The organism is Pseudomonas sp. PL-6, assembly GCF_054110165.1.
This window is the reverse complement of the sequence record NZ_CM134189.1, coordinates 2,868,976-2,889,681: the sequence shown is the minus strand read 5'-3', so window position 1 is coordinate 2,889,681 and position 20,706 is coordinate 2,868,976. Positions and strand designations below refer to the sequence as shown.

At 67.8% G+C, this 20,706-nt stretch carries 17 protein-coding genes; 13 read left to right on the top strand and 4 right to left on the bottom strand.

Features of this window, described 5'->3' with window-relative positions; translation table 11 throughout:
- Window positions 1-16 precede the first annotated feature (16 nt).
- The 4 genes from ACW9UL_RS12175 (at window position 17) to ACW9UL_RS12160 (ending at window position 3,355) form a co-directional block, all read left to right on the top strand.
- A complete protein-coding gene (locus tag ACW9UL_RS12175; RefSeq protein WP_457787151.1) occupies window positions 17-727 on the top strand; it encodes a CoA transferase subunit A in 711 nt (236 codons plus the stop codon).
- Window positions 728-729: 2 nt separating this feature from the next.
- Window positions 730-1,362 (top strand): CoA transferase subunit B, encoded by a 633-nt coding sequence (locus tag ACW9UL_RS12170; protein WP_021444449.1) that lies wholly within the window; start codon window positions 730-732, stop codon window positions 1,360-1,362.
- 358 nt (window positions 1,363-1,720) lie between these two features.
- Window positions 1,721-2,458, top strand: coding sequence for a hypothetical protein (locus ACW9UL_RS12165; protein ID WP_457787150.1), 738 nt, complete (start codon window positions 1,721-1,723; stop codon window positions 2,456-2,458).
- A gap of 51 nt (window positions 2,459-2,509) precedes the next feature.
- Window positions 2,510-3,355 (top strand): SDR family oxidoreductase, encoded by an 846-nt coding sequence (locus ACW9UL_RS12160; protein WP_457787149.1) that lies wholly within the window; start codon window positions 2,510-2,512, stop codon window positions 3,353-3,355.
- Between the two features lie 17 nt (window positions 3,356-3,372).
- On the opposite strand, the gene ACW9UL_RS12155 is transcribed toward ACW9UL_RS12160, so the two are convergent.
- The gene (locus ACW9UL_RS12155) at window positions 3,373-4,395 is read right to left on the bottom strand and encodes an AraC family transcriptional regulator (protein ID WP_021444723.1); all 1,023 of its coding nucleotides are present in this window, start codon (window positions 4,393-4,395) and stop codon (window positions 3,373-3,375) included.
- Window positions 4,396-4,680: 285 nt separating this feature from the next.
- Between ACW9UL_RS12155 and ACW9UL_RS12150 the strand changes: the two genes are divergently transcribed.
- The 6 genes from ACW9UL_RS12150 (at window position 4,681) to ACW9UL_RS12125 (ending at window position 14,317) form a co-directional block, all read left to right on the top strand.
- Entirely contained in the window at window positions 4,681-6,246 is a 1,566-nt protein-coding gene (locus tag ACW9UL_RS12150; protein ID WP_397497175.1) for a methyl-accepting chemotaxis protein, read from the top strand.
- A gap of 284 nt (window positions 6,247-6,530) precedes the next feature.
- Entirely contained in the window at window positions 6,531-7,097 is a 567-nt protein-coding gene (locus tag ACW9UL_RS12145) for an RBBP9/YdeN family alpha/beta hydrolase (RefSeq protein WP_457787148.1), read from the top strand.
- 138 nt (window positions 7,098-7,235) lie between these two features.
- Window positions 7,236-9,215, top strand: coding sequence for a DUF1302 domain-containing protein (locus tag ACW9UL_RS12140; RefSeq protein ID WP_457787147.1), 1,980 nt, complete (start codon window positions 7,236-7,238; stop codon window positions 9,213-9,215).
- Between the two features lie 38 nt (window positions 9,216-9,253).
- A complete protein-coding gene (locus tag ACW9UL_RS12135) occupies window positions 9,254-10,609 on the top strand; it encodes a DUF1329 domain-containing protein (protein ID WP_457787146.1) in 1,356 nt (451 codons plus the stop codon).
- A gap of 133 nt (window positions 10,610-10,742) precedes the next feature.
- Window positions 10,743-11,810: a WD40/YVTN/BNR-like repeat-containing protein gene (locus tag ACW9UL_RS12130; protein ID WP_457787145.1), complete on the top strand. Its 1,068-nt coding sequence runs from the start codon at window positions 10,743-10,745 to the stop codon at window positions 11,808-11,810.
- Window positions 11,811-11,836: 26 nt separating this feature from the next.
- A complete protein-coding gene (locus ACW9UL_RS12125) occupies window positions 11,837-14,317 on the top strand; it encodes an efflux RND transporter permease subunit (protein ID WP_457787144.1) in 2,481 nt (826 codons plus the stop codon).
- A gap of 142 nt (window positions 14,318-14,459) precedes the next feature.
- On the opposite strand, the gene ACW9UL_RS12120 is transcribed toward ACW9UL_RS12125, so the two are convergent.
- On the bottom strand, window positions 14,460-15,254 hold the full coding sequence (locus tag ACW9UL_RS12120; protein WP_457787143.1) for a c-type cytochrome: 795 nt from the start codon (window positions 15,252-15,254) through the stop codon (window positions 14,460-14,462).
- Between the two features lie 110 nt (window positions 15,255-15,364).
- Between ACW9UL_RS12120 and ACW9UL_RS12115 the strand changes: the two genes are divergently transcribed.
- The 3 genes from ACW9UL_RS12115 to ACW9UL_RS12105 all read left to right on the top strand — a co-directional run bounded on the left by ACW9UL_RS12115 (window position 15,365) and on the right by ACW9UL_RS12105 (window position 20,195).
- Entirely contained in the window at window positions 15,365-16,252 is an 888-nt protein-coding gene (locus tag ACW9UL_RS12115; protein ID WP_021441968.1) for an AEC family transporter, read from the top strand.
- Window positions 16,253-16,828: 576 nt separating this feature from the next.
- On the top strand, window positions 16,829-18,034 hold the full coding sequence (locus ACW9UL_RS12110; protein WP_457787142.1) for an acetyl-CoA C-acetyltransferase: 1,206 nt from the start codon (window positions 16,829-16,831) through the stop codon (window positions 18,032-18,034).
- 16 nt (window positions 18,035-18,050) lie between these two features.
- Complete coding sequence (locus tag ACW9UL_RS12105) at window positions 18,051-20,195, top strand: 3-hydroxyacyl-CoA dehydrogenase NAD-binding domain-containing protein (RefSeq protein WP_457787141.1); 2,145 nt, start codon at window positions 18,051-18,053, stop codon at window positions 20,193-20,195.
- Window positions 20,196-20,249: 54 nt separating this feature from the next.
- Here ACW9UL_RS12105 and ACW9UL_RS12100 read toward each other — a convergent pair whose 3' ends face one another.
- The gene (locus tag ACW9UL_RS12100; RefSeq protein WP_457790949.1) at window positions 20,250-20,477 is read right to left on the bottom strand and encodes a PepSY domain-containing protein; all 228 of its coding nucleotides are present in this window, start codon (window positions 20,475-20,477) and stop codon (window positions 20,250-20,252) included.
- A 10-nt stretch (window positions 20,478-20,487) separates the two neighbouring features.
- Complete coding sequence (gene ptrC, locus ACW9UL_RS12095; protein ID WP_021441964.1) at window positions 20,488-20,679, bottom strand: type III secretion system co-regulatory protein PtrC; 192 nt, start codon at window positions 20,677-20,679, stop codon at window positions 20,488-20,490.
- Window positions 20,680-20,706 lie beyond the last annotated feature (27 nt).

The following is a 20,706-nucleotide window of genomic DNA, read 5'->3' as shown; positions in this document are numbered from 1 at the left end:
AATCCCGAGGTCATCCATGAACAAGATTTATCCCGATGCCCATGCCGCGCTGGCCGATATCGTCCACGACGGCATCACCATCGCCTCCGGCGGCTTCGGCCTGTGTGGCATTCCCGAGGCGCTGATCGCGGCGCTGGGCGAGACCGGCAAGACCGGCTTCACCATCATCAGCAACAACTGCGGGGTCGACGACTTCGGCCTCGGCCCGCTGCTCTACAGCCGCCAGATCAAGAAGATGATTTCCTCCTACGTCGGCGGCAACAAGGAGTTCGAGCGCCAGTACCTGGCCGGTGAGCTGGAGCTGGAATTCACCCCCCAGGGCAGCCTGGCCGAGAAGCTGCGCGCCGGCGGCGCCGGCATCCCGGCCTTCTTCACCCGCACCGGCTACGGCACGCTGATCGCCGAGGGCAAGGAAACCCGTCAGTTCGATGGCGACTGGTACGTGATGGAGCGCTCCCTGACCGCCGACGTGGCGCTGATCAAGGGCGCGGTGGCCGACAGGGCCGGCAACCTGATGTTCAACAAGACCGCGCGCAACTTCAATCCGCTGTGCGCCAAGGCCGGCCGGGTGTGCGTGGCCGAGGTGGAGGAGATAGTCGAGGTCGGCGAGCTGAGCCCCGACGAGATCCACCTGCCGGGCATCTTCGTGCAGCGCCTGGTGCTCAACCCCAACCCGGAAAAACGCATCGAAGTCCGCACGCTTTCTACAACGGCAGGGGGGAACTGATCATGGCCTGGACCCGCGAAGAAATGGCGCAACGCGCCGCCGCCGAGCTGCAGGACGGCTTCTACGTCAACCTCGGCATCGGCCTGCCGACCCTGGTGGCCAACTACATCCCCGACGGCATGGAGGTCTGGCTGCAGAGCGAGAACGGCCTGCTCGGCATCGGCCCCTTCCCCGGTGAGGAGGAGATCGACGCCGACCTGATCAACGCCGGCAAGCAGACCATCACCACGCTGCCCGGCAGCAGCTTCTTCGACAGCGCCGAGAGCTTCGCCATGATCCGTGGCGGTCACATCAACCTGGCCCTGCTCGGCGCCATGCAGGTGGCCGAGAACGGCGACCTGGCCAACTGGATGATCCCCGGCAAGATGGTCAAGGGCATGGGCGGCGCCATGGACCTGGTGGCTGGCGTCAAGCGCGTGGTGGTGATCATGGAGCACTGCGCCAAGGGTGGCGCGCACAAGATCCTCGAACGCTGCGACCTGCCGCTGACCGGCGTCGGCGTGGTCGACCGGATCATCACCGACCTGGCCGTGCTGGATGTGACCGCTGCAGGCCTCGAGCTGGTGGAGATGGCCCCCGGGGTGGACTTCGACCAGCTGCAGGCGGCCACCGGCTGCGCGATCCGGCGCCAGTAACCGCCACGCCCTGTGCTTTCAGGTCAGGGCGTGACCCGCTTCGGCGTGACGCTCCGGAGCGTTTGCGGCGACTGCGCACGCAGCTCGCCGCCTTTTAATCCTGTGTGGCGGCGCTTGCTTGCCGTTTGGCAAGGCAAGTGCGTCCACCATCGCCGGGCTGCGCTGTTCAGCGCACCGGGCACCAAAGAGCTGGTCAATCCGGGGGGCACCGCCCTGGATGCTTCGCGGCGGCTGGGGTAGCAGTCGTCCGCTTTTTTATTCCACCTCCGCGGCGGCTGCGCCTGCCGCCGCGGACGCGCCTGTCGCTGGCAGGTGCAGAACCGCTTAGCCCGATAACAATTAGAACGAGGTTAGGACCATGCGCAGAGTCATCCGGCTTTTCCTGCTGCCCTTGTTGTGTGCCCCGCTGTTGGCCGCCGGCCAGCCCCAGCCGTTGAACGAGCTGAGCGCGCGCGGCCAACTGCTCTGCGCCAGCGCCCTGCTGTACTTCAATCCGGCCGAGCGGGCGCCGGATCCCCGCAGCCTGACGGCCGTCTACCACCACCTGCACAGCCTGCAGATCCAGGTTCTGCAGCTGGGCCAGCCGCCCGCACTGGCCGCGCCGCTGGCGGCCATGCAACGCAGCTTCGCCACGCTCGACGCCTTGCCGCGCCGGCAGCGTCAGGCCTATCCGCAGTTGCTGGCCCAGCTGCTTAACCAGCAGCGCGCGCTGCAACAGGCGGCCGCCGGGGTCGTCGCGCCGGCCTCGGTCGCTGTCGAGACGCCGACGCCGGTGCAGTTGCTGGGGCAGCAGAGCCTGGATCTGGCCAGCCTGCTGCTGGATTACCAGATACGTCATTACCCCTGGCCGTCGGGCATGCCCGTAACTTTCCCGCAGGTGTCGCCGCAGGCGCTCGACCAGGTGCTCGAAGCGCGTTTCGCGCAGCTGCGCCTGCTTTTGCCCGAGCATGCCGCGGCGCTGGCCAAGATCCGCAGCAGCTACCAGTTCGTCCGCCCGTTGCTGCAGGCGTCGGAGACAGGCGGGCAGGGCGGGGCGGAGTTCTACCTCAGCCGCGCCGTGCTCGATCTCGACGAGCTGGCCGCGAGCCTGCGTTAGCAGAGGCCCTGAACCGATATTTCCCACCCCCCACTGCAAGGAGTCAACGGCATGCAGCCCTTCGTTCTCATCACCGGCGTTTCCTCCGGCATCGGCCTGGCTTGTGCCCGTCTGTTGCTCGATCAGGGTTACCGGGTCATAGGCACGCTGCGTCGTCAGGACGAGGCCGCACGGCTGCGCGAGCAGCTGGGCGAGGCCTTCCATCCGCTGCTGCTGGACGTCACCGATCAGGCGGCGCTGCCGGACGCGGTGCGCCAGGTCGAGGCCTGGGTCGGCGGGCAGGGGCTGGCGGCGCTGATCAACAACGCCGGTATCGCCTCGCCCACCGGCCCGCTGTTGTTGCAGCCGCTGGCAGAGATGCGGGCCATGTTCGAGGTCAACCTGTTTGGCCTGATCGGCGTGACCCAGGCCTTCGCGCCCCTGCTCGGCGCCGGCCCCGGTCGCGCCGGCCGTGGTCGGCTGATCAATATCGGCTCGGTGTCCGGGCGCCTGACCACGCCGCTGGCCGGCTGCTACGCGGCGAGCAAGCATGCGCTGGAGGCGGTCAGCGACGCCTTGCGGGTGGAGCTGGGCATCTACGGCATCGAGGTGGTGCTGATCGAGCCGGGGCCGATCCGTACCGCGATCTGGGGCAAGGTCAAGGCCGATCCGCGCTACGCCGGCACGGATTATCAGGCTGCAGTGCAGGCGCTGCTGGAGCGGGTGGAACGCAGCGCACGACAGGGCGCCGCGGTGGAGCGCGTCAGCCTGGCGGTGCTGCGGGCGATCCGCGCGAGCAGGCCGAAGCCGCGCTATCCCCTGCATCCGATGTGGCACCTGGCCGCCTGGTTGCCGACCCGCTGGCGTGACCGCCTGCTGGCAGGGCGCGGCGCGTTGCCGCGGCGCAGCAGCCTTTGAACAGGCTCTTAGGGGCTTCAGCCGCCTTTGCGCGAGCCGACCTGGTGCTGCTCGCGCCAGGTCGCCGGCGGCATGCCGAACTGCGAGATGAACCAGCGGGTGAAGGAGCTGGGCAGCGAGTAGCCGAGCATGTCGGCGATGCGCGCCAGCGAATAGCCGGGGTTTTCCATATAGCGGATCACCAGTTCGCGGCGCACGCTGTTGATCAGCTCGCTGAAGGTGGTGCCGCCGTCCTCCTCCAGGCGCCGCTGCAGGGTGCGCACGTTCATGCCCTGGGCCTGGGCGATCTGTTCGATGGTGGCGCGGCCCATGGGCAGCAACAGGTAGATGGCCTTGCGCACGTCCAGGGTCAGCGAGTGTTCGCTGGAGCCCTGCAGCGAGTCCAGGTAGCGCTGGGCGTGGCGGGCCATGGCGGCATTGGCCAGCGGGTTGGCGGTATCCAGGTTGGTCGAGGGGCAGACGATGCCGTTGAATTCGCTGCCGAACTCCAGGGGGCAGGCGAACATGCGCCGGTGCACGGAGAGATCCGCCGGGGCCTCGTGGCTGAAGTTGACGCTGATCGGGTGCCAGTGCGCGCCGAGCAGGGCGGCGCAGAAGCGGTACATCACGCCGATGGCCAGTTCGATGGCCTGGCGACTGTGGCTGGGGTATTCGCTGACCACTTCCTCACGAATCAGCACCGTCTTGCCGGCTTCCTCGATATAGATCGCCAGCGAGTCGTTCATCAGGTGGCGGTACTGCACGATCACCTGCAGCGCATCGCGCAGGCTGTGCTGGTGGCTGAGCAGCAGGCTGACCTCGCCGAAGTCGGAGAGCTGACGCAGCTCGGCCATGCGCAGGCCGAGGGTTTCGCAGCCGCTTTCGCGGGCGGAATCTTCCATCAGGCGGATGGCCGCCTCGACCGGTATGCGCTGGTCGGGGTCGTTGAGCATGGCCTGCGTCAGGCCCGCCTGGGCCATCAGCACGCGGGTATTGAGGCCGTACTGGCGCGCCACTTCCAGGTAGTTGGTCAACACGGCGGCACGGGCTTGGGCGGTCATGCAGGGGCTCGCTCTCGGGGCGGCTCGGGCTGGCCGCAGGGCTTGGACATGCCTCTAGCTTATAAAACGTTAGTCATGAAATGAAAAGTGCCTGGCAGCCAAAGCGAAGCCGGTGTGGGGGCGAGCTCCTACTATCCTGGCCGGTCTGCCGGGCATTCGCGCCCGGCACCGCCGCCCCGAGACTGGCGCTTGCGGCACTGCTCCTGTCGCTCTGGCCCGCGCTGGCCGCGGCGCAGTGCAGCTGTCCGCACAGCCGGTGCGGCACAACCACGCGTAGGAGCAACCATGCGAGTCAACATGCCGCTCAGTGGCCGCGAATGTACCTATCCGGCCGACCAACGTCTGATTTCCACCACCGACCTCAGGGGGCTGCTCACCTCCTGCAACGACGAGTTCGTCGCCGTCAGTGGCTTCAGCCGCGAGCAACTGATCGGCAGCCCGCACAATCTGGTGCGCCATCCGGAGATGCCGGCGCAGGTCTTCGCGCAGATGTGGGAGTACCTCAAGGCCGGCAAGAGCTGGATGGGCATCGTCAAGAACCGCTGCAGCAACGGCGACCACTACTGGGTCAACACCTATGTCACGCCGGTCCTCGAGCAGGGCCGGGTGGTGGGCTACGAGTCGGTGCGGGTCAAGCCGGACGCCGACCAGGTGCGCCGCGCCAGCGCGCTGTATGCACGCCTGAACCAGGGCCGCGCGGCGGTCTCGCTGGGCGAGCGCCTCGGCGTGGCGGCGCGCTTCATGCTGCTGCCACTGCTCGGCGCGGGACTGGGGCCCTGGCTGTTCGCCCTTGGTCAGGCCGGCCTGGGCATGGCGCTGGTGATTCTGCTGTCGCTGGCGCAGACCCTGGCCACCCTGCGCTTCGTCAAGCGCGCCCTGCGCCGGGTCGCCCTGGCGGCGCCCAAGGCCTTCGACAATGAGCTGGTGGCGCGCACCTACACCGACGACACCGGCGCGGTGTCGCGGCTGCAGCTGGCGCTGATCAGCGAGGGCGCGCGCATCCGTACCGCGCTCGGCCTGCTCGGCGACCAAGCCACGCGCACCGCCCGCCAGGCTTCGCAGAACGGCCAGCTGGTGCAGCAGGCCGAGCGGGCGTTGCAGGCGCAGCGGGTCGAGGCCGACATGGCCGCCACCGCCATGCAGCAGATGGCCGCCTCGATCAACCAGGTCGCCGTGCACGTGCAGCAAACCGCCGTCGAGGCGCGCCAGGTCAATCGGCTGTCGCAAGGCGGCAGCAGCCAGGCCCGGCAGAGTCGCGCGGTGGTCGAGAAGCTGGCGCATACGGTGGACGGCATCAGTGCCTCGGTGGCCGGGTTGGCCGGCGAGGCGCAGTCGATCCAGCAGGCGGCCAACATGATTCGCAGCATCGCCGAGCAGACCAATCTGCTGGCCCTCAACGCGGCCATTGAGGCGGCCCGCGCCGGCGAGCAGGGCCGCGGCTTTGCCGTGGTGGCCGACGAGGTGCGGGCACTGGCGTCGAAGACCCAGGAGTCCACCGAGGCGATCCAGGGCATCATCGCCAGCCTGCAGCAGGTGGCGGCCCAGGCGGTGCAGATCGCCCGCCAGGGCAGCGAGGAAGCGCGGGCCGGGGTGGCCTGGGTGAGCGAAACCGAACAGGCGCTGGACGCCATCACCACCGCCGTCGAGCGCATCCACCAGATGGCCGAGCAGATGGCCGCCGCCGCCGAGCAGCAGAATCTGGTGGCCGAGGACGTTTCCCGGCAGATCGGCAACATCTCCACGGCCGCCGAGCAGAATGCCGAGGTCACCGCGCGCTCCGCGCACCTGGGCGGCGAGCTGGAGGCCACCGCGCACGCCCTGCATGCCCTGGTCGCGCGTTTCGATACCTGAGCGGCCGCCGCCGGCATGACCCCGCCCGGCAATCTGAAAGCCCTTCGTGAGGCTGGCGCGCGTCCGGCCCAGATGCGCGGCGCCGTTGCCGGCCCGGAACGGCCGCCGGGGAGGGGCTTTTCGGGGGGCTGTGCGGTGGCGTTCGAAGGGGCATTTCGCCCCTGTCATCAAATGAGAAATGGCTGACGCCAAATGTGAAGCGGGGTAGGTGGGGGCTCTTTACTGTTGTCTGCAACGACCATCCGGCTACCCGTAAAGCCGGAGCCAACTGCAAAGGTGTCGATGTGGACAAGCTGCAAACCCATGCCACGGTGCTGATCGTTCCCGGTCTGCGCGAACACGTGCCGCAACACTGGCAGACCCTGCTGGAAGCCAAGCTGAGCAAGGTGCGTTCGGTTGCCCCGTTGCAGGCTGACAAGCTCAGCTGTGCCGCCCGGGTCGAGGCCATCCAGCGCGAGCTGGAGCAGATCGAGGGCCCGGTGATCCTGGTCGCCCACAGCGCCGGCGTGCTGATGGTGGCGCACTGGGCGGCCCGCTACAGCCGCCCGATCCAGGGCGCCCTGCTGGCCACCCCGCCGGACCTGCAGGCCAGCTGGCCGCAGGGCTATCCGACGCCGGACAGCCTGCGCGCCCATGGCTGGGATCCGCTGCCGGACGGCCGCCTGCCCTTTCCCAGCATCGTCGCCGCGAGCAGCAACGACTACCTGGCCAGCCTGGAAGCCGCCTGCCACCTGGCCGAGGCCTGGGGCAGCCAACTGGTCAATCTCGGTGCGGTCGGCCACCTCAACCCGGCTTCGGGCTACGGCGAGTGGGCGCGGGCCGAGGCCTTCATTCGCGAACTGGATTGTTGAGGCGCGCGGCTCCCCGGAGCCGCGTCGCCCAAGGCTGCGGCCAGCCGCTAGCTGAGCCGCAGCATGAGAACTCGCAGCCTTGCTAGACCGGATGTGAGCCGTTGTTAGAGCCACAAACACAACAAGCGGAGACAACGCATGTACAACAATAAGAACCACACTACTAGGCCCTTGCGGCGCAGCTTGCTGGCCACGGCGATCCTCGCCGCCTCCATGCCGGCCGCCCATGCCGTCGAAGTCGACCTGGGCAGCGAAGACTGGGCCGTACGCTTCGACAACACGGTCAAGTACAACTACGGCGTACGCACCGAGAGCGCCGATAAGCGCATGCTGGCCACGCCGAACAACAACGACGGCGACTACAACTTCCGCAAGGCCGGCACCAACATCACCAACCGCGTCGACCTGCTCACCGAGCTCGACGTGGTCTACCAGAACCGCATGGGCTTCCGGGTCAGCGCCGCCAGCTGGTACGACAAGGCCTACGACAACACCGGCTCCAACTCCAACCCCTTCGTCAACGGCAACGACGCGGCCAGCGGCATGACCACCCAGCACCCGCTGGTCGGCCCCTTTGCCAGCGCCGACGGCCTGGGCAACGGCAATCCGCACCTGAGCCGCTACGCCAAGCGCTACTACAGCGGCCCGTCCGGCGAGATCCTCGACGCCTTCGTGTTCTACAGCACCGAGGTCGGCGAGGAGTCGCTGCTGAGCGTCAAGGCCGGCCAGCACAACGTGTTCTGGGGCGAGACCATTCTCAACCCGGTGCACTCGCTGAGCTACGGCCAGTCCGGCCTGGACCTGGCCAAGCTGGCCGCCTCGCCGGGCACCGAGGCCAAGGAGCTGTTCATGCCGCGCAACCAGCTCTCCACCAGCTTCACCCTGAACTCCGAGTGGACCTTCGGCGCCCAGTATTTCTTCGACTGGGACGCCGCCCGCCTACCCGAGGCCGGCACCTACTACGGCACCTCCGACCTGCTCGGCGAGGGCGCGCAGTCCTTCCTGCTCGGCCACACCGCGACGCCGCCGGGCTTCCTCGGTCAGGATGCGCTGACCAACGTGCGCCGCGGCGACGACAACACGCCGAACGACAGCGGCGACTGGGGGCTGATGGCCAAGTGGGCGCCGGAGTGGCTGGACGGCACCCTGGGCTTCTACTACCGCCGGACCTCCGACATCCTGCCGCAGGCGGTGCTGGATGCGCGCTCGCTGTCGCTGACCCAGGGCAGCTGCGTGGTGGCGCCGGGCGGCGTGGTCAGCGTACCGGCCACCGGCGTCTGCCGCCTGGTCGATTCCCTGGCCGGCACCAGCTACAACCTGTCCTACGGCGACGACATCGACATCTACGGCCTGAGCCTGTCCAAGGAGTTCGCCGGGGTCAGCGTCGGCAGCGACCTGAACATCCGCAAGAACATGCCGCTGTCCAGCATCCCGGCCATCGTCAGCGCCACCGGCCCGGCCGGGCTGGCCGCCGGCCTGGGGGCGCTGCCGCCGCGCAGCGCCGGTTCCGGCGTGGTCACCGACCTGCCGGGCGAGGGCGACAGCATGGCCGCCACCGGCGACACCCTGCACTGGACCCTCAACGGTCTGCTGGCCATCGCCGAGACGCCGCTGTTCGACGCCGCGACGCTGCTGGGCGAGCTGTACTACAGCAACCTGCTGAGCCTCGATAGCAAGAACGAGGCGCTGTACAAGGGCAAGGACACCTACCGCGGCATCGACAAGCCGACCCGCGACAACTGGGGCCTGGCGGTCAACTTCACGCCGACCTGGTACCAGGTGTTCCCGGGCGTGGATCTGTCCGCGCCGATGTCGATCAACGTCGGTCTCGACGGCGTCTCGCCGGTGGTCGCCGGCGGCGCCGAGGACACCGGCAACTACGCGGTGGGCGTGAGCGCGGCCATCTACAACCAGTACTACGTCGACCTCAAGTACGTCGACTCCTTCGGCGATTCGGCCAAGTGCGAGAACGGCGCGACCGATGGCGCGACCCCCAACGCCCTGGACGGTACCGAGCGTTACACCTGCTACGCCGGCGGCTATGCCTCCTTCTCCGGCGGTGGGGCCACCGGCGAAGACCGGGGTGCGCTCTATCTGACTTTCAAGACCACCTTCTGATCTATGAATTGCCCAGCTTACGAGCAGGAGTACACCCAATGACATTCGTGAAAACCCTACTGGCTGCCTCTCTGGCACTGGTCGTTGCGCAGGCCCAGGCCGCGGTATCCGCTGACGAGGCCGCCAAGCTCGGCCAGACCCTGACCCTGGTCGGTGCCGAAAAGGCCGGCAATGCCGACGGCTCCATCCCGGCTTTCGAGGGCGGCCTGAACACCGCCCCGGCAGGCTTCAAGAACGGCGACACCGTGCGCCCCGATCCCTTCGCCGGCGAGCAGCCGCTGCTGGTGATCGACGGCAAGAACGCCGATCAGTACAAGGACCAGCTGACCGCCGTGACCTACGAACTGGCCAAGCGCTACCCGAGCTTCCGCGCCGAGGTCTACCCCAGCCACCGTACCGCGACCATGCCCCAGGCGCTGCTGGACAACACGCTGAAGAACGCCACCGGGGCCAAGTCGCTGGAAGGCGGCAACGCCATCGAGAACGTGCTGCCGGGCATTCCCTTCCCGATTCCGCGGTCCGGCGCCGAGGCCATGTGGAACCACCTGCTGCGCTTCCAGGGCGCCGGTTACACCACCAAGTACGACTCCTGGAACGTCGATGCCGCCGGCGTCGCTACCCTGGCCACCACCGGCACCGCGTTCAACGCCTTCCCCATCTACGAAGACACGAACAAGGTGATCGACGCCAGGGACACCTACTTCCAGACCAAGCTGTACTACAGCGGCCCGGCCCGCCGCGCCGGCGAATCGCTGATGCTCAAGGACGCCGCCAATCCGCTGGAGCAACCGCGCCGCGCCTGGCAGTACCTGCCCGGCGTGCGTCGGGTCAAGCTGGCGCCGAACCTGGCCTACGACACGCCGAACCCGGGTACCGCCGGCTCCGGCACCTACGACGACATCTATGTGTTCAACGGCGCGCTGGATCGCTACGACTGGAAGCTGGTCGGCAAGCAGGAAATGTTCGTGCCCTACAACACCTACAAGCTCACCTATATCAAGGACCCCAAGCAGCTGACCACGCCCAATCACCTGGCGCCGGAGTTCGTGCGCTGGGAGAAGCACCGCGTGTGGGTGGTCGAGGGCACGCTGAAGGCCGGCGCCCGCCACATCTATGCCAAGCGCCGCTTCTACCTCGACGAGGACAGCTGGAACGCCCTGGCCTCCGATCAGTACGACGCCGGTGGCCAGCTGTACCGCGGCTCCTTCAGCTTCCTGACCCAGAGCTACGACGTCGCTACGCCCAACACCGCGCCCCACGTCATCTACGACCTGATCGGCGGTAGCTACAACGTCAACGGCGTGGTCGGCCCGTACGGCGGCATTAAGTACATCGAGCCCCTGTCCAAGGCCCAGTGGTCGCCCGAGGCGCTGGCCGGCGCCGGTATCCGCTGAGGGTCGCCGGCCGGGCAGGGCCCGGCCGGCGCTGAGCGCCCGCGGTCGGCGACGACTGCGGGCTGGTTTTTCCGGCCCTGCTAGCCGCTGCGGTGCAGCCAGGCGGGGCCTTCTTTCTCACGAGGAACGCGCTATGCGTGCAATCCGACGCTACCTGCAGCTGGCGCTGGGCGCCTGGCTGGCGCTGCAGAGCAGTGCCTGGGCCAGCGACTACGTCGACGTGCTGGACCTGCCGGCCAAGCCCAGTGCGCTGGCCGTGCACAGCCCGCTGCTGGACGTCGCCCGCGCCGGCGACCGACTGGTGACGGTCGGCCAGCGTGGCCACATTCTCTATTCCGACGACGACGGCCAGCACTGGCAGCAGGCCCAGGTGCCGGTCAGCGTCGATCTCAATGCCGTGCATTTCGCCAGCCCGAGCCTGGGCTGGGCGGCGGGCAACGACGGCGTGATCCTGCACAGCGCCGACGGCGGCCTGACCTGGCGCAAGCAGCTCGATGGCCGGCAGATCGGTGCCCTGGTGCACGACCACTACAGCACCCTGGCCGCCGCCGAGCCCGAGAACGAAGAGTGGGCTGCACTGGCGGCCGAAGGCGAGCGTCTGATCGAGCAGGGGGCCGACAAGCCCTTTCTCGACCTCTGGTTCGCCGACGCCCGCAACGGTTTCGCCGTGGGCGTGTTCAACCTGATTCTCGCCACCCGCGACGGCGGCCAGACCTGGCTGCCGCTGCAGGATCGCAGCGACAACCCCATGGGCCTGCATCTGACCGCCCTGGGTTACACCGGCGATGCGCTGTACCTGGTCGGCGAGCAGGGCCTGCTGCGCCGCTGGGACGCCGCCGGCCAGCGTTTCGTCGCCCTGGACAGCCCCTACGCGGGCACCTACTTCGGCGTCATCGGCAAGCCCGGCGAGGTGCTGGTCTACGGCCTGCGTGGCCACGTGTTCCGCAGCCGCGACGGCGGCCAGAACTGGCGCGAGCTCGACAGCGGCCTGCAAGTCAGCATCACCGCCGCCGCCCGCGACCGCGCCGGGCGCTACCAGCTGTTCACCCAGGCCGGGCATCGCCTGCAGGCCGAGGAGGGCAGCACGCTGCGCCTGATCCCGCAGCAGAGCCAGTCGCCGGTGGCCGGCGCCACGCTGTCCGCCGCCGACGATCTGGTCCTGGTGGGCAGCCGCGGCGTGCGCAGCCTGTCCGGCGAATAACCCCCAATCCGAGCGAGTACCCTGTCATGGGCAATATCAAGCAAGACACCATGCCGGTGATCCGCGATGTTCGCGATTTCGACACGAACACTGGCAACCTGCTGGAACGCATGGTGTTCAACCATCGCGTGCCGTTCATCCTGCTCATGGCGCTGGTCACCCTGGTGCTGGGCTACATGGCGGTGACCCGCCTGGAGCTGCGCCCCAGCTTCGAGAAGATGATTCCGCAGAGCCAGCCCTACATCCAGAACTTCCTGGAGAACCGCGCCTCGCTGCGCGGCCTGGGCAACTCGGTGCGGGTAGTGGTGGAGAGCAGCGAAGGCGACATCTTCGACCCCGAATACCTGGAGACGCTCAAGCAGGTCGGCGACAAGCTGTTCCTCACCCCGGGCGTCGACCGCGCCTGGATGAAATCGCTGTGGAGCCCGGCGGTGCGCTGGACCGAGGTCACCGAGGAAGGCTTCCAGGGCGGCCCGGTGATGCCCGACAACTACGCCGGCAAGCCCGAGGACATCGAGCAGCTGCGGCAGAACATCGTGCGTGCCGGCATAGTCGGCAGCCTGGTGGCCAACGACTTCAAGTCGAGCATGATCGTGGTGCCGCTGCTCGACCGCGACACCGCCACCGGCCAGGGCATCGACTACCACCAGTTCTCCAAGGTGCTCGAGGAGCAACTGCGCGACCAGATCGAGTTCGCCGGCGACAGTGCCGCGCGCCAGGCCGGCGAGGAGGGCAGCGGCAAGTACAAGGTCCGCGTGATCGGCTTCGCCAAGCTGGTGGGCGATCTGATCGACGGCCTGATCCAGGTGATGCTGTTCTTCGCCCTGGCGGTGGTCAGCTCGCTGCTCATCATCCTGCTCTACACCCGCTGCATCCGCAGCACCCTGCTGGTGATCCTGTCCTCACTGGTGGCGGTGGTCTGGCTGCTGGGCATCATCGCCTGGCTGGGCTATGCCATCGACCCCTACACCGTGCTGGTGCCCTTCCTGGTGTTCGCCATCGGCGTGTCGCATGCCTCGCAGAAAATGAACGGCATCATGCAGGACATCGCCCGCGGCACCCACAAGCTGGTGGCGGCGCGCTACACCTTCCGCCGCCTGTTCGTCGCCGGGGTCGCCGCGCTGCTCTCCGATGCGGTGGGCTTCGCCGTGCTGATGCTGATCGACATCCCGGTGATCCAGGACCTGGCGATCACCGCCAGCATCGGCGTGGCCGTGCTGATCTTCAGCGCGCTGCTGCTGATGCCGGTGGCGCTGTCCTACGTCGGCGTCGGCGAGAAGGCCGCCGCGCGGGCCCTGCGCATCGATACCCGCGCCTCCCAGCACCGCGGCTTCGGCCGCCTGTGGGACCTGCTCGACCGTTTCACCACCCGCAAGTGGGCCACCGGTGCGGTGCTGGCGGCGGCCCTGCTGGGTATCGGCGGCTTTATGGTCAGCCTGCAGCTGAAGATCGGCGATCTCGACAGCGGTGCCCCGGAGCTGCACCAGGACTCGCGCTACAACCGCGACAACGCCTACATCACCAGCCACTACGCGCTGTCCAGCGACCTGTTCGCGGTGATGATCAAGACCGCGCCGGAAGGCTGCCTGAACTACCAGACCCTGGTCCTGGCCGACCGCCTGGCCTGGGAGCTGCAGCAGCACCCGTCGGTGCAGACCACGGTGTCGCTGGTCAATGCGGTGCGCCAGATCACCGCCGGCAGCTTCGAGGGCAACCCCAAGCTGGCCAGCATCCAGCGCAACCAGGACATGCTCAACTACGCGGCGCAGCAGGCCTCGGTCAATGCCCCGGAGCTGTTCAACACCGACTGCTCGCTGATGCCGGTGATCGCCTTCCTCAAGGACCACAAGGCCGAGACCCTGGACGAGGTGGTGGCCATCGCCGACCAGTTCGCCCGCGACAACAGCACGCCCGAGCGCCAGTTCCTGCTCGCCGCGGGCAGCGCCGGCATCGAGGCGGCGACCAACATCGTGGTGCGCGAGGCCAACCGCACCATGCTGCTGTACGTCTACCTGGCGGTGGCGCTGTTCTGCCTGTTCACCTTCCGCAGCTGGCGCGCGACCCTGGTGGCGCTGCTGCCGCTGATGCTCACCTCGATCCTCTGCGAGGCGCTGATGGTGGCCATGGGCATAGGCGTGAAAGTGGCGACCCTGCCGGTGATCGCCCTCGGCGTGGGCATCGGCGTGGACTACGCGCTGTACCTGCTCAGCGTGCAGCTGCATTACCAGCGCCAGGGCATGTCGCTGGCCGATGCCTACCAGAACGCCGTGGCCTTCACCGGCCGGGTGGTGGGGCTGGTCGGCATCACCCTGGCTGCCGGGGTGATTACCTGGGCCTGGTCGCCGATCAAGTTCCAGGCCGACATGGGCATCCTGCTGGCCTTCATGTTCCTGTGGAACATGCTGGGGGCGTTGATTCTGATCCCGGCGCTGTCGCACTTTTTGCTCTCGGGCAAGGGCGTGGCGCAGCCCGTCGCGCAGCCCGAGCCCAGCGCCAGCGGTGCCTAGCGATAAGCGGCGCAGCCTGGTGGCCAGGGCTGCGCCCACGCGGAGTCGCAGGCTAGGCGCGTAGTTGCCCGCGATGCTCGCGGCTGAAGCCGCTCCTGCAGCGGTCGGGGAGCGCGGTCTGATTCGGCCCGCCGGCGAGGGTTCAGCGCCTGTGCTTGGCCATGTGCTGCAGATAGCCAAGCAACTCGCTCAGCTCCCGCTCGCTCAGCACCGCTTCGCTGAACCCCGGCATCCTTCCCTGCGGCCACTTGCGCAGGCTCTGCGGGTCGCGGATGTACAGGCGCAGGAACGCCTCGCCGAGGTATTCGGTGGGGTTGTGCGGGATATTCAGGTCGGGGCCGAAGGCGGAGTCGCCGGCGCCGTTGAGGCGGTGGCAGGCCAGGCAGTGTTTCTGGAACTGGGCGAAGCCGGCCTGCACCTCGGCGCTGGCGTCGGCGGTCGGCAGCAGGGCGGGGAAGCGTTGCGCCACCGGCGCCAGTTGGCGGATGCGCGATACCTGGAACGGCCATTGCTCCGGGCCGATCTGGCTGGCGGCCGGGTCGGTCCAGACCAGGTAGAAGGGGCCGGCGCTGGGTTTGCCTTGGCCCAGCGCCGGCCACGGCTGGGCCGGGTCTTCCACCGCCAACCAGGCTTTGGCGCCCTGGCTGGCGAGCAGGCTGGCGGCCGGCAGCTCGGCGGCGAAACCGTCCAGGGCCACGGCCTGCAGGTGGTCGCCCGGCGCGATGCCATCGAGCAGTGCGCTCAGCGGCACGGCGCGGTAGCGCATGCCGCGTTTGTAGCTGACGTCCTCGGCGATCTCCACGCTCTGCGCCTGCGGGTGAGCGAGCAGTTCGGCGGTTTGCCAGGTGCGCTCGCCGCTGCCGAGCTGGATATGCAGTTCGGCAGCCTGGGCGGTGCCGAGCAGAAAGAGGGCGAGCAGGGGCGCGAGTGCGTTCAAACCTGGGGCTCCGTCATGGGTTGAGGCGTCGTGTCGATGCCACCCTAGCACAATTGCCCGCGCCGCCTCGGCGGTCTAGCATGCGTCCTTTTGATTGGCGGGAGAGCCCCATGCTGGCCGAGTTGTTCGCTGTTCTGGCCCCGGTGCTGATCGCCGCTGGCATCGGTTATGGCTGGGCGCGCAAGGGGCATGCCTACCCGACCGATTTCGTCGCGCGCATGGTGCTCAATATCGGCACGCCCTGTCTGGTGCTGTCGACCCTCAGCCGCGCCGAGCTGGACAGCGCCGCCTTCGCCGAGATGGCCCAGGCCTGCGTGCTGGTGACTCTGGGCATGGGCCTGATCGGCCTGCTGCTGAGCCGCCTGTTCGCCATCGACTGGAAGGTGCTGGTGCCGGCCTACCTGTTCCCCAACTCCGGCAACATGGGCCTGCCGATGGCGCTGTTCGCCTTCGGCGAGCCGGGCCTGGCGCTGGCGGTTGCGTTCTTCCTGGTGCTCTCGGTGGGGCATTTCAGCCTGGGCATGCTGCTGTCCGGCGCCGAGCGCTCGCTCAAGGGCCTGCTGGTCAACCCGATCATGATCAGCCTGGCGCTGGTGCTGCCGGTGTTGCTGCTCGACCTGCAATTGCCGCGCTGGCTGGCCAATACCGTCGACCTGCTCGGCGGCATGACCATCCCGCTGATGCTGATCACCCTCGGCGTGTCGCTGGCCAGCATCCGCGTGCAGCATATCGGCAGCGGCCTGCTGCTGGGGCTGCTGCGCATCCTCTGCGGCGCCGCGCTGGCCTGGGCCATCGGCTGGCTGCTGGCGCTGCCGCCGCTGGTGCATGCGGTGTTGGTGCTGCAGTCGTCGATGCCGGTGGCGGTGTTCAACTACCTGTTCGCCGTGCGCGCCGGACGCTCGCCCGAGCAGGTGGCCAGCCTGGTGCTGTGCTCGACCCTGCTGGCGTTCGCGCTGATTCCGCTGCTGTTGGCGTGGTGGATGCCCGCACTGCGCTGAGCGCGCCACGGCGACAGCGCGCGTGCGGGGTGGTTGACGAGTTCAGCTGACCAGACGGGTCAGGTTGGGAAGGATCAGGACGACCGCCGTGGCGAAAAGAATTACGCCGGCTTGGCGGTATTTCGGCTGTTTGAACATGGCCGCATGCCTTTTGTTGTTATTGGTGTGGCGTCGGATGCCCGCGATAGCGCACTGCGGGCTGCAGCGTCACGCCTTAGCGTGGTCTGACTCACCGCCCCGGCATGACCCGGCGGCGGTTCCCTGCGCCCGTTTCGCGACGGGTGCAGGAGTAACTCTAGGGCTGGCGTCACAGATCCTTTAGATAACTTGGTTGCTAGCAGCGAGCTGCTAGGAATTTCGGGCTATGCATGGCCTCTGGCCATCCACCAGCGAGCCCGGAGGCAGACGCCTCGCCTGGGCTTCGCCGGCGTGCTCGGACTAAACGACCGTTCGTCTGAGCTCAGCGGTCAATGGGCCTGAGCGCTTCGGTCATTGAGCGCTTGGCGCCTGGCGCTATGGTAGGGAGGCTCAATAAGAACAGGCGCTGCCGAGCGCCGCACGACCCTTGAGGACGCCATGACCGAAGCATATATTTTCGACGCGGTGCGCACGCCCCGCGGCAAGGGCAAGAAGGACGGCGCGCTGTACAGCGTCAAGCCCGTCAACCTTATCGCCGGCCTGCTGGGCGCCCTGCAAGCGCGCAACGAGCTGGACACCAGCCAGGTCGACGACATCGTCCTTGGTTGCGTGACCCCGGTGGGCGACCAGGGCGCCGACATCGCCAAGACCGCGGCGATGGTCGCCGACTGGGACGTCAGCGTCGCCGGCGTGCAGCTCAACCGCTTCTGCGCCTCGGGCCTGGAGGCGGTGAACCTGGGCGCGATGAAGGTGCGCTCGGGCTTCGAGGACCTGGTGGTGGTCGGCGGCGTGGAGTCCATGTCGCGCATTCCCATGGGCTCGGACGGCGGTGCCTGGGTGATGGACCCGGAAACCAATATCCACACCAATTTCGTGCCGCAGGGTATCGGCGCCGACCTGATCGCCACCCTGGAAGGCTTCAGTCGCGCCGATGTCGACGCCTTCGCCCTGCGCTCGCAGCACAAGGCCGCGCGCGCCAGTACCGATGGCTCGTTCGCCAAGTCGCTGATCCCGGTCACCGACCAGAACGGCATCGTGCTGCTCGACCACGACGAATTTATCCGCGGCGATTCCACCCTCGAAGGCCTGGGCAAACTCAAGCCGAGCTTCGAGATGATGGGCCAGATGGGCTTCGACGCCACCGCGTTGCGCGTCTACAGCCATGTCGAGCGCATCGAGCACGTGCACACGCCGGGCAACAGCTCCGGCATCGTCGATGGCGCGGCGCTGATGCTGATCGGCTCCGCGGCCAAGGGCAAGGAGCTGGGCCTCAAGCCCCGTGCGCGCATCGTTGCCACCGCGGTGACCAGCACCGACCCGACCATCATGCTCACCGGCCCGGCCCCGGCCACGCGCAAGGCCCTGGCCAAGGCCGGGCTGGCCATCGACGACATCGACCTGTTCGAGGTCAACGAGGCCTTCGCCTCGGTGGTGATGAAGTTCATGAAGGACATGGGCGTGCCGGAGAGCAAGGTCAACGTCAACGGCGGCTCCATCGCCATGGGCCACCCGCTGGGCGCCACCGGCTGCGCCATCCTCGGCACCCTGCTCGACGAGCTGGAGAAGCGCGAGCTGCGCTACGGCCTGGCCACCCTCTGCGTGGGCGGCGGCATGGGTATCGCCACCATCATCGAACGAGTTTGAGGCGGAGATAAGAAAAATGACTGACGCCATCCGTTACGAAAAGGGTCAGGACAATATCGTCGTCCTGACCATCGACATGCCCGGCCAGAGCGCCAACACCATGAACGCGGTGTACCGCGAGGCCATGGGCCAGACCGTCGCGCGCCTGGAGGCCGAGAAGGACGCCATCGCCGGGGTGATCATCACCTCGGCGAAGAAGACCTTCTTCGCCGGCGGCGACTTGGGCGAGCTGATCAAGGTCACCAAGGCCGACGCCAAGCCGTTCTACGACATGGTCCTGGGCATCAAGGGCCAGCTGCGCCGCCTGGAGACCCTGGGCAAGCCGGTGGTGGCCGCGATCAACGGCGCCGCCCTGGGCGGCGGCTGGGAAATCTGCCTGGCCTGCCACCACCGCATCGCCCTGGACAACGCCAGCGTGCAGCTGGGCCTGCCGGAAGTGACCCTCGGCCTGCTGCCGGGCGGTGGCGGCGTGGTGCGCATGGTGCGCCTGCTCGGCCTGGAGAAGGCGCTGCCGTACCTGGCCGAAGGCAAGAAGGTACGCCCGGACGCCGCGCTCAAGGCCGGCCTGATCCACGACATCGCCGCCACCCCGGAGGAGATGCTGGCCAAGGCCCGCGCCTGGATTGCCGCAAATCCGAGCGCCAAGCAGCCCTGGGACGTGCAGGGCTACAAGATTCCTGGCGGCACGCCGAGCTCGCCGAACGTCGCGCAGATGCTGGCCATCGCGCCGAGCGTGCTGCGCGACAAGACCAAGGGCTGCTTCCCGGCGCCGGAGAAGATCATGTGCGCCGCCGTGGAGGGCGCCCAGGTCGACTTCGACACCGCGCAGATCATCGAGGCGCGCTACTTCACCGAGCTGACCTGCGGCCAGGTGGCGAAGAACATGATCGGCACCTTCTGGTTCCAGCTCAACGAGATCAACGCCGGCAGCTCGCGCCCGCAGGGCTTCCCGCCCTACGTGACGAAGAAGGTCGGCGTACTCGGCGCCGGCATGATGGGCGCGGGCATCGCCTATGTGTCGGCGGCCGCCGGCATCGAGGTGGTGCTGAAAGACCTGTCCATCGAGGCGGCGGAGAAGGGCAAGGCCTACTCGGCCAAGCTGCTCGACAAGAAGGTCAGTCGCGGCCAGATGACGGCGGAGAAGCGCGATGCCTTCCTCGCCCGCATCACGCCGACCGTCAGCGAGGCCGACTTCGCCGGCTGCGACCTGATCATCGAGGCGGTGTTCGAGGACCGTGAGCTCAAGGCCAAGGTGACTGCTGCCGCCGAGGCCGCCGCGCTAGCCGATGCGGTGATCGCCTCCAACACCTCGACCCTGCCGATCACCGGCCTGGCGACTGCAGTTCAGCGTCCGGACAAATTTATCGGCCTGCACTTCTTCAGCCCGGTCGACAAGATGCCGCTGGTGGAGATCATCAAGGGCGCCAGGACCAGCGACGAGACCCTGGCCCGTGGCTTCGACTACGTGCTGCAGATCAAGAAGACCCCGATCGTGGTCGAGGACAGCCGTGGCTTCTTCACCTCGCGGGTGTTCGGCACCTTCACCAACGAGGGCATCGCCATGCTCGGCGAGGGCGTGAACGCTGCGATGATCGAGGCCGAGGCGCGCAAAGCTGGCATGCCGGTGGGCCCGCTGGCGATCAGCGACGAAGTGTCGATGAGCCTGATGGACCATATCCGCCAGCAGACCGTGGCGGATCTGGCCGCCGAGGGCAAGAGCATTCCCGAGCACCCGGCGTTCGCCGTGATCGACCTGATGCTCAAGGAGTACAAGCGCCCGGGCAAGGCGGCCGGTGGTGGCTTCTACGACTACCCGGAAGGCGGCAAGAAGCACCTGTGGCCGCAGCTCAAGGCACGCTTCGAGAAGGCTGATGCGCAGATCTCCCAGGAGGACGTGCGCGACCGCATCCTGTTCATCCAGGCCATCGAGACCGTACGCTGCGTGGAGGAGGGCGTGCTGAAGTCGGTAGCCGACGCCAATATCGGTTCGATCTTCGGCATCGGCTTCGCCGCCTGGACCGGCGGCGCGCTGCAGTTCATCAACCAGTACGGGGTGAAGGACTTCGTCGCCCGCGCCCAGTACCTGGCCGAGCAGTATGGCGAGCGCTTCCTGCCGCCGGCGCTGTTGCTGGAGAAGGCCGCCAGGGGCGAGAGCTTCTGAGGCTGAGCAGGCCCGATAAAAAACGGCCCGCAAGGGCCGTTTTCATTGGCTGGATCAGTTCTCCAGCTGGTCGCGGGTGACCTGGCCGCTCTTGCCGTCGATGCGGAACTCGTAGAGCTGGCCATCCTGCTTCAGGCCTTCGCCTTCCCAGTAGCCCTCGTCGTCGGCCTCGAACTTGTGCAGCTCGGTGTAGCCGGCCGCGCGGGCCTTGCTCAGGGCATCTTCGATGCTGATCCAGTCGCTGCCGGGACGATCCGCCAGGGCGTTGCCGGCCAGCAGCAGACCGCCAGCATCAGGCGGCCTGGCGCCAACTCCGGACCGCTTCGTGGATCGCCAGTATTTCGCTGTGGCGGGTCGGCATGCGCAGGGTCAGCATGCTGCCGTCTTCCAGTTGCAGGGCGGCTTCGCTTTCGAACTGCAGGCGGTGCCCGTCGAATTGGGCATAGGTGACGCCGTAGGCGTCCAGGCTGAGCTGGCTGTGCATGATGACGGCCTCACTTAACGCTGGATT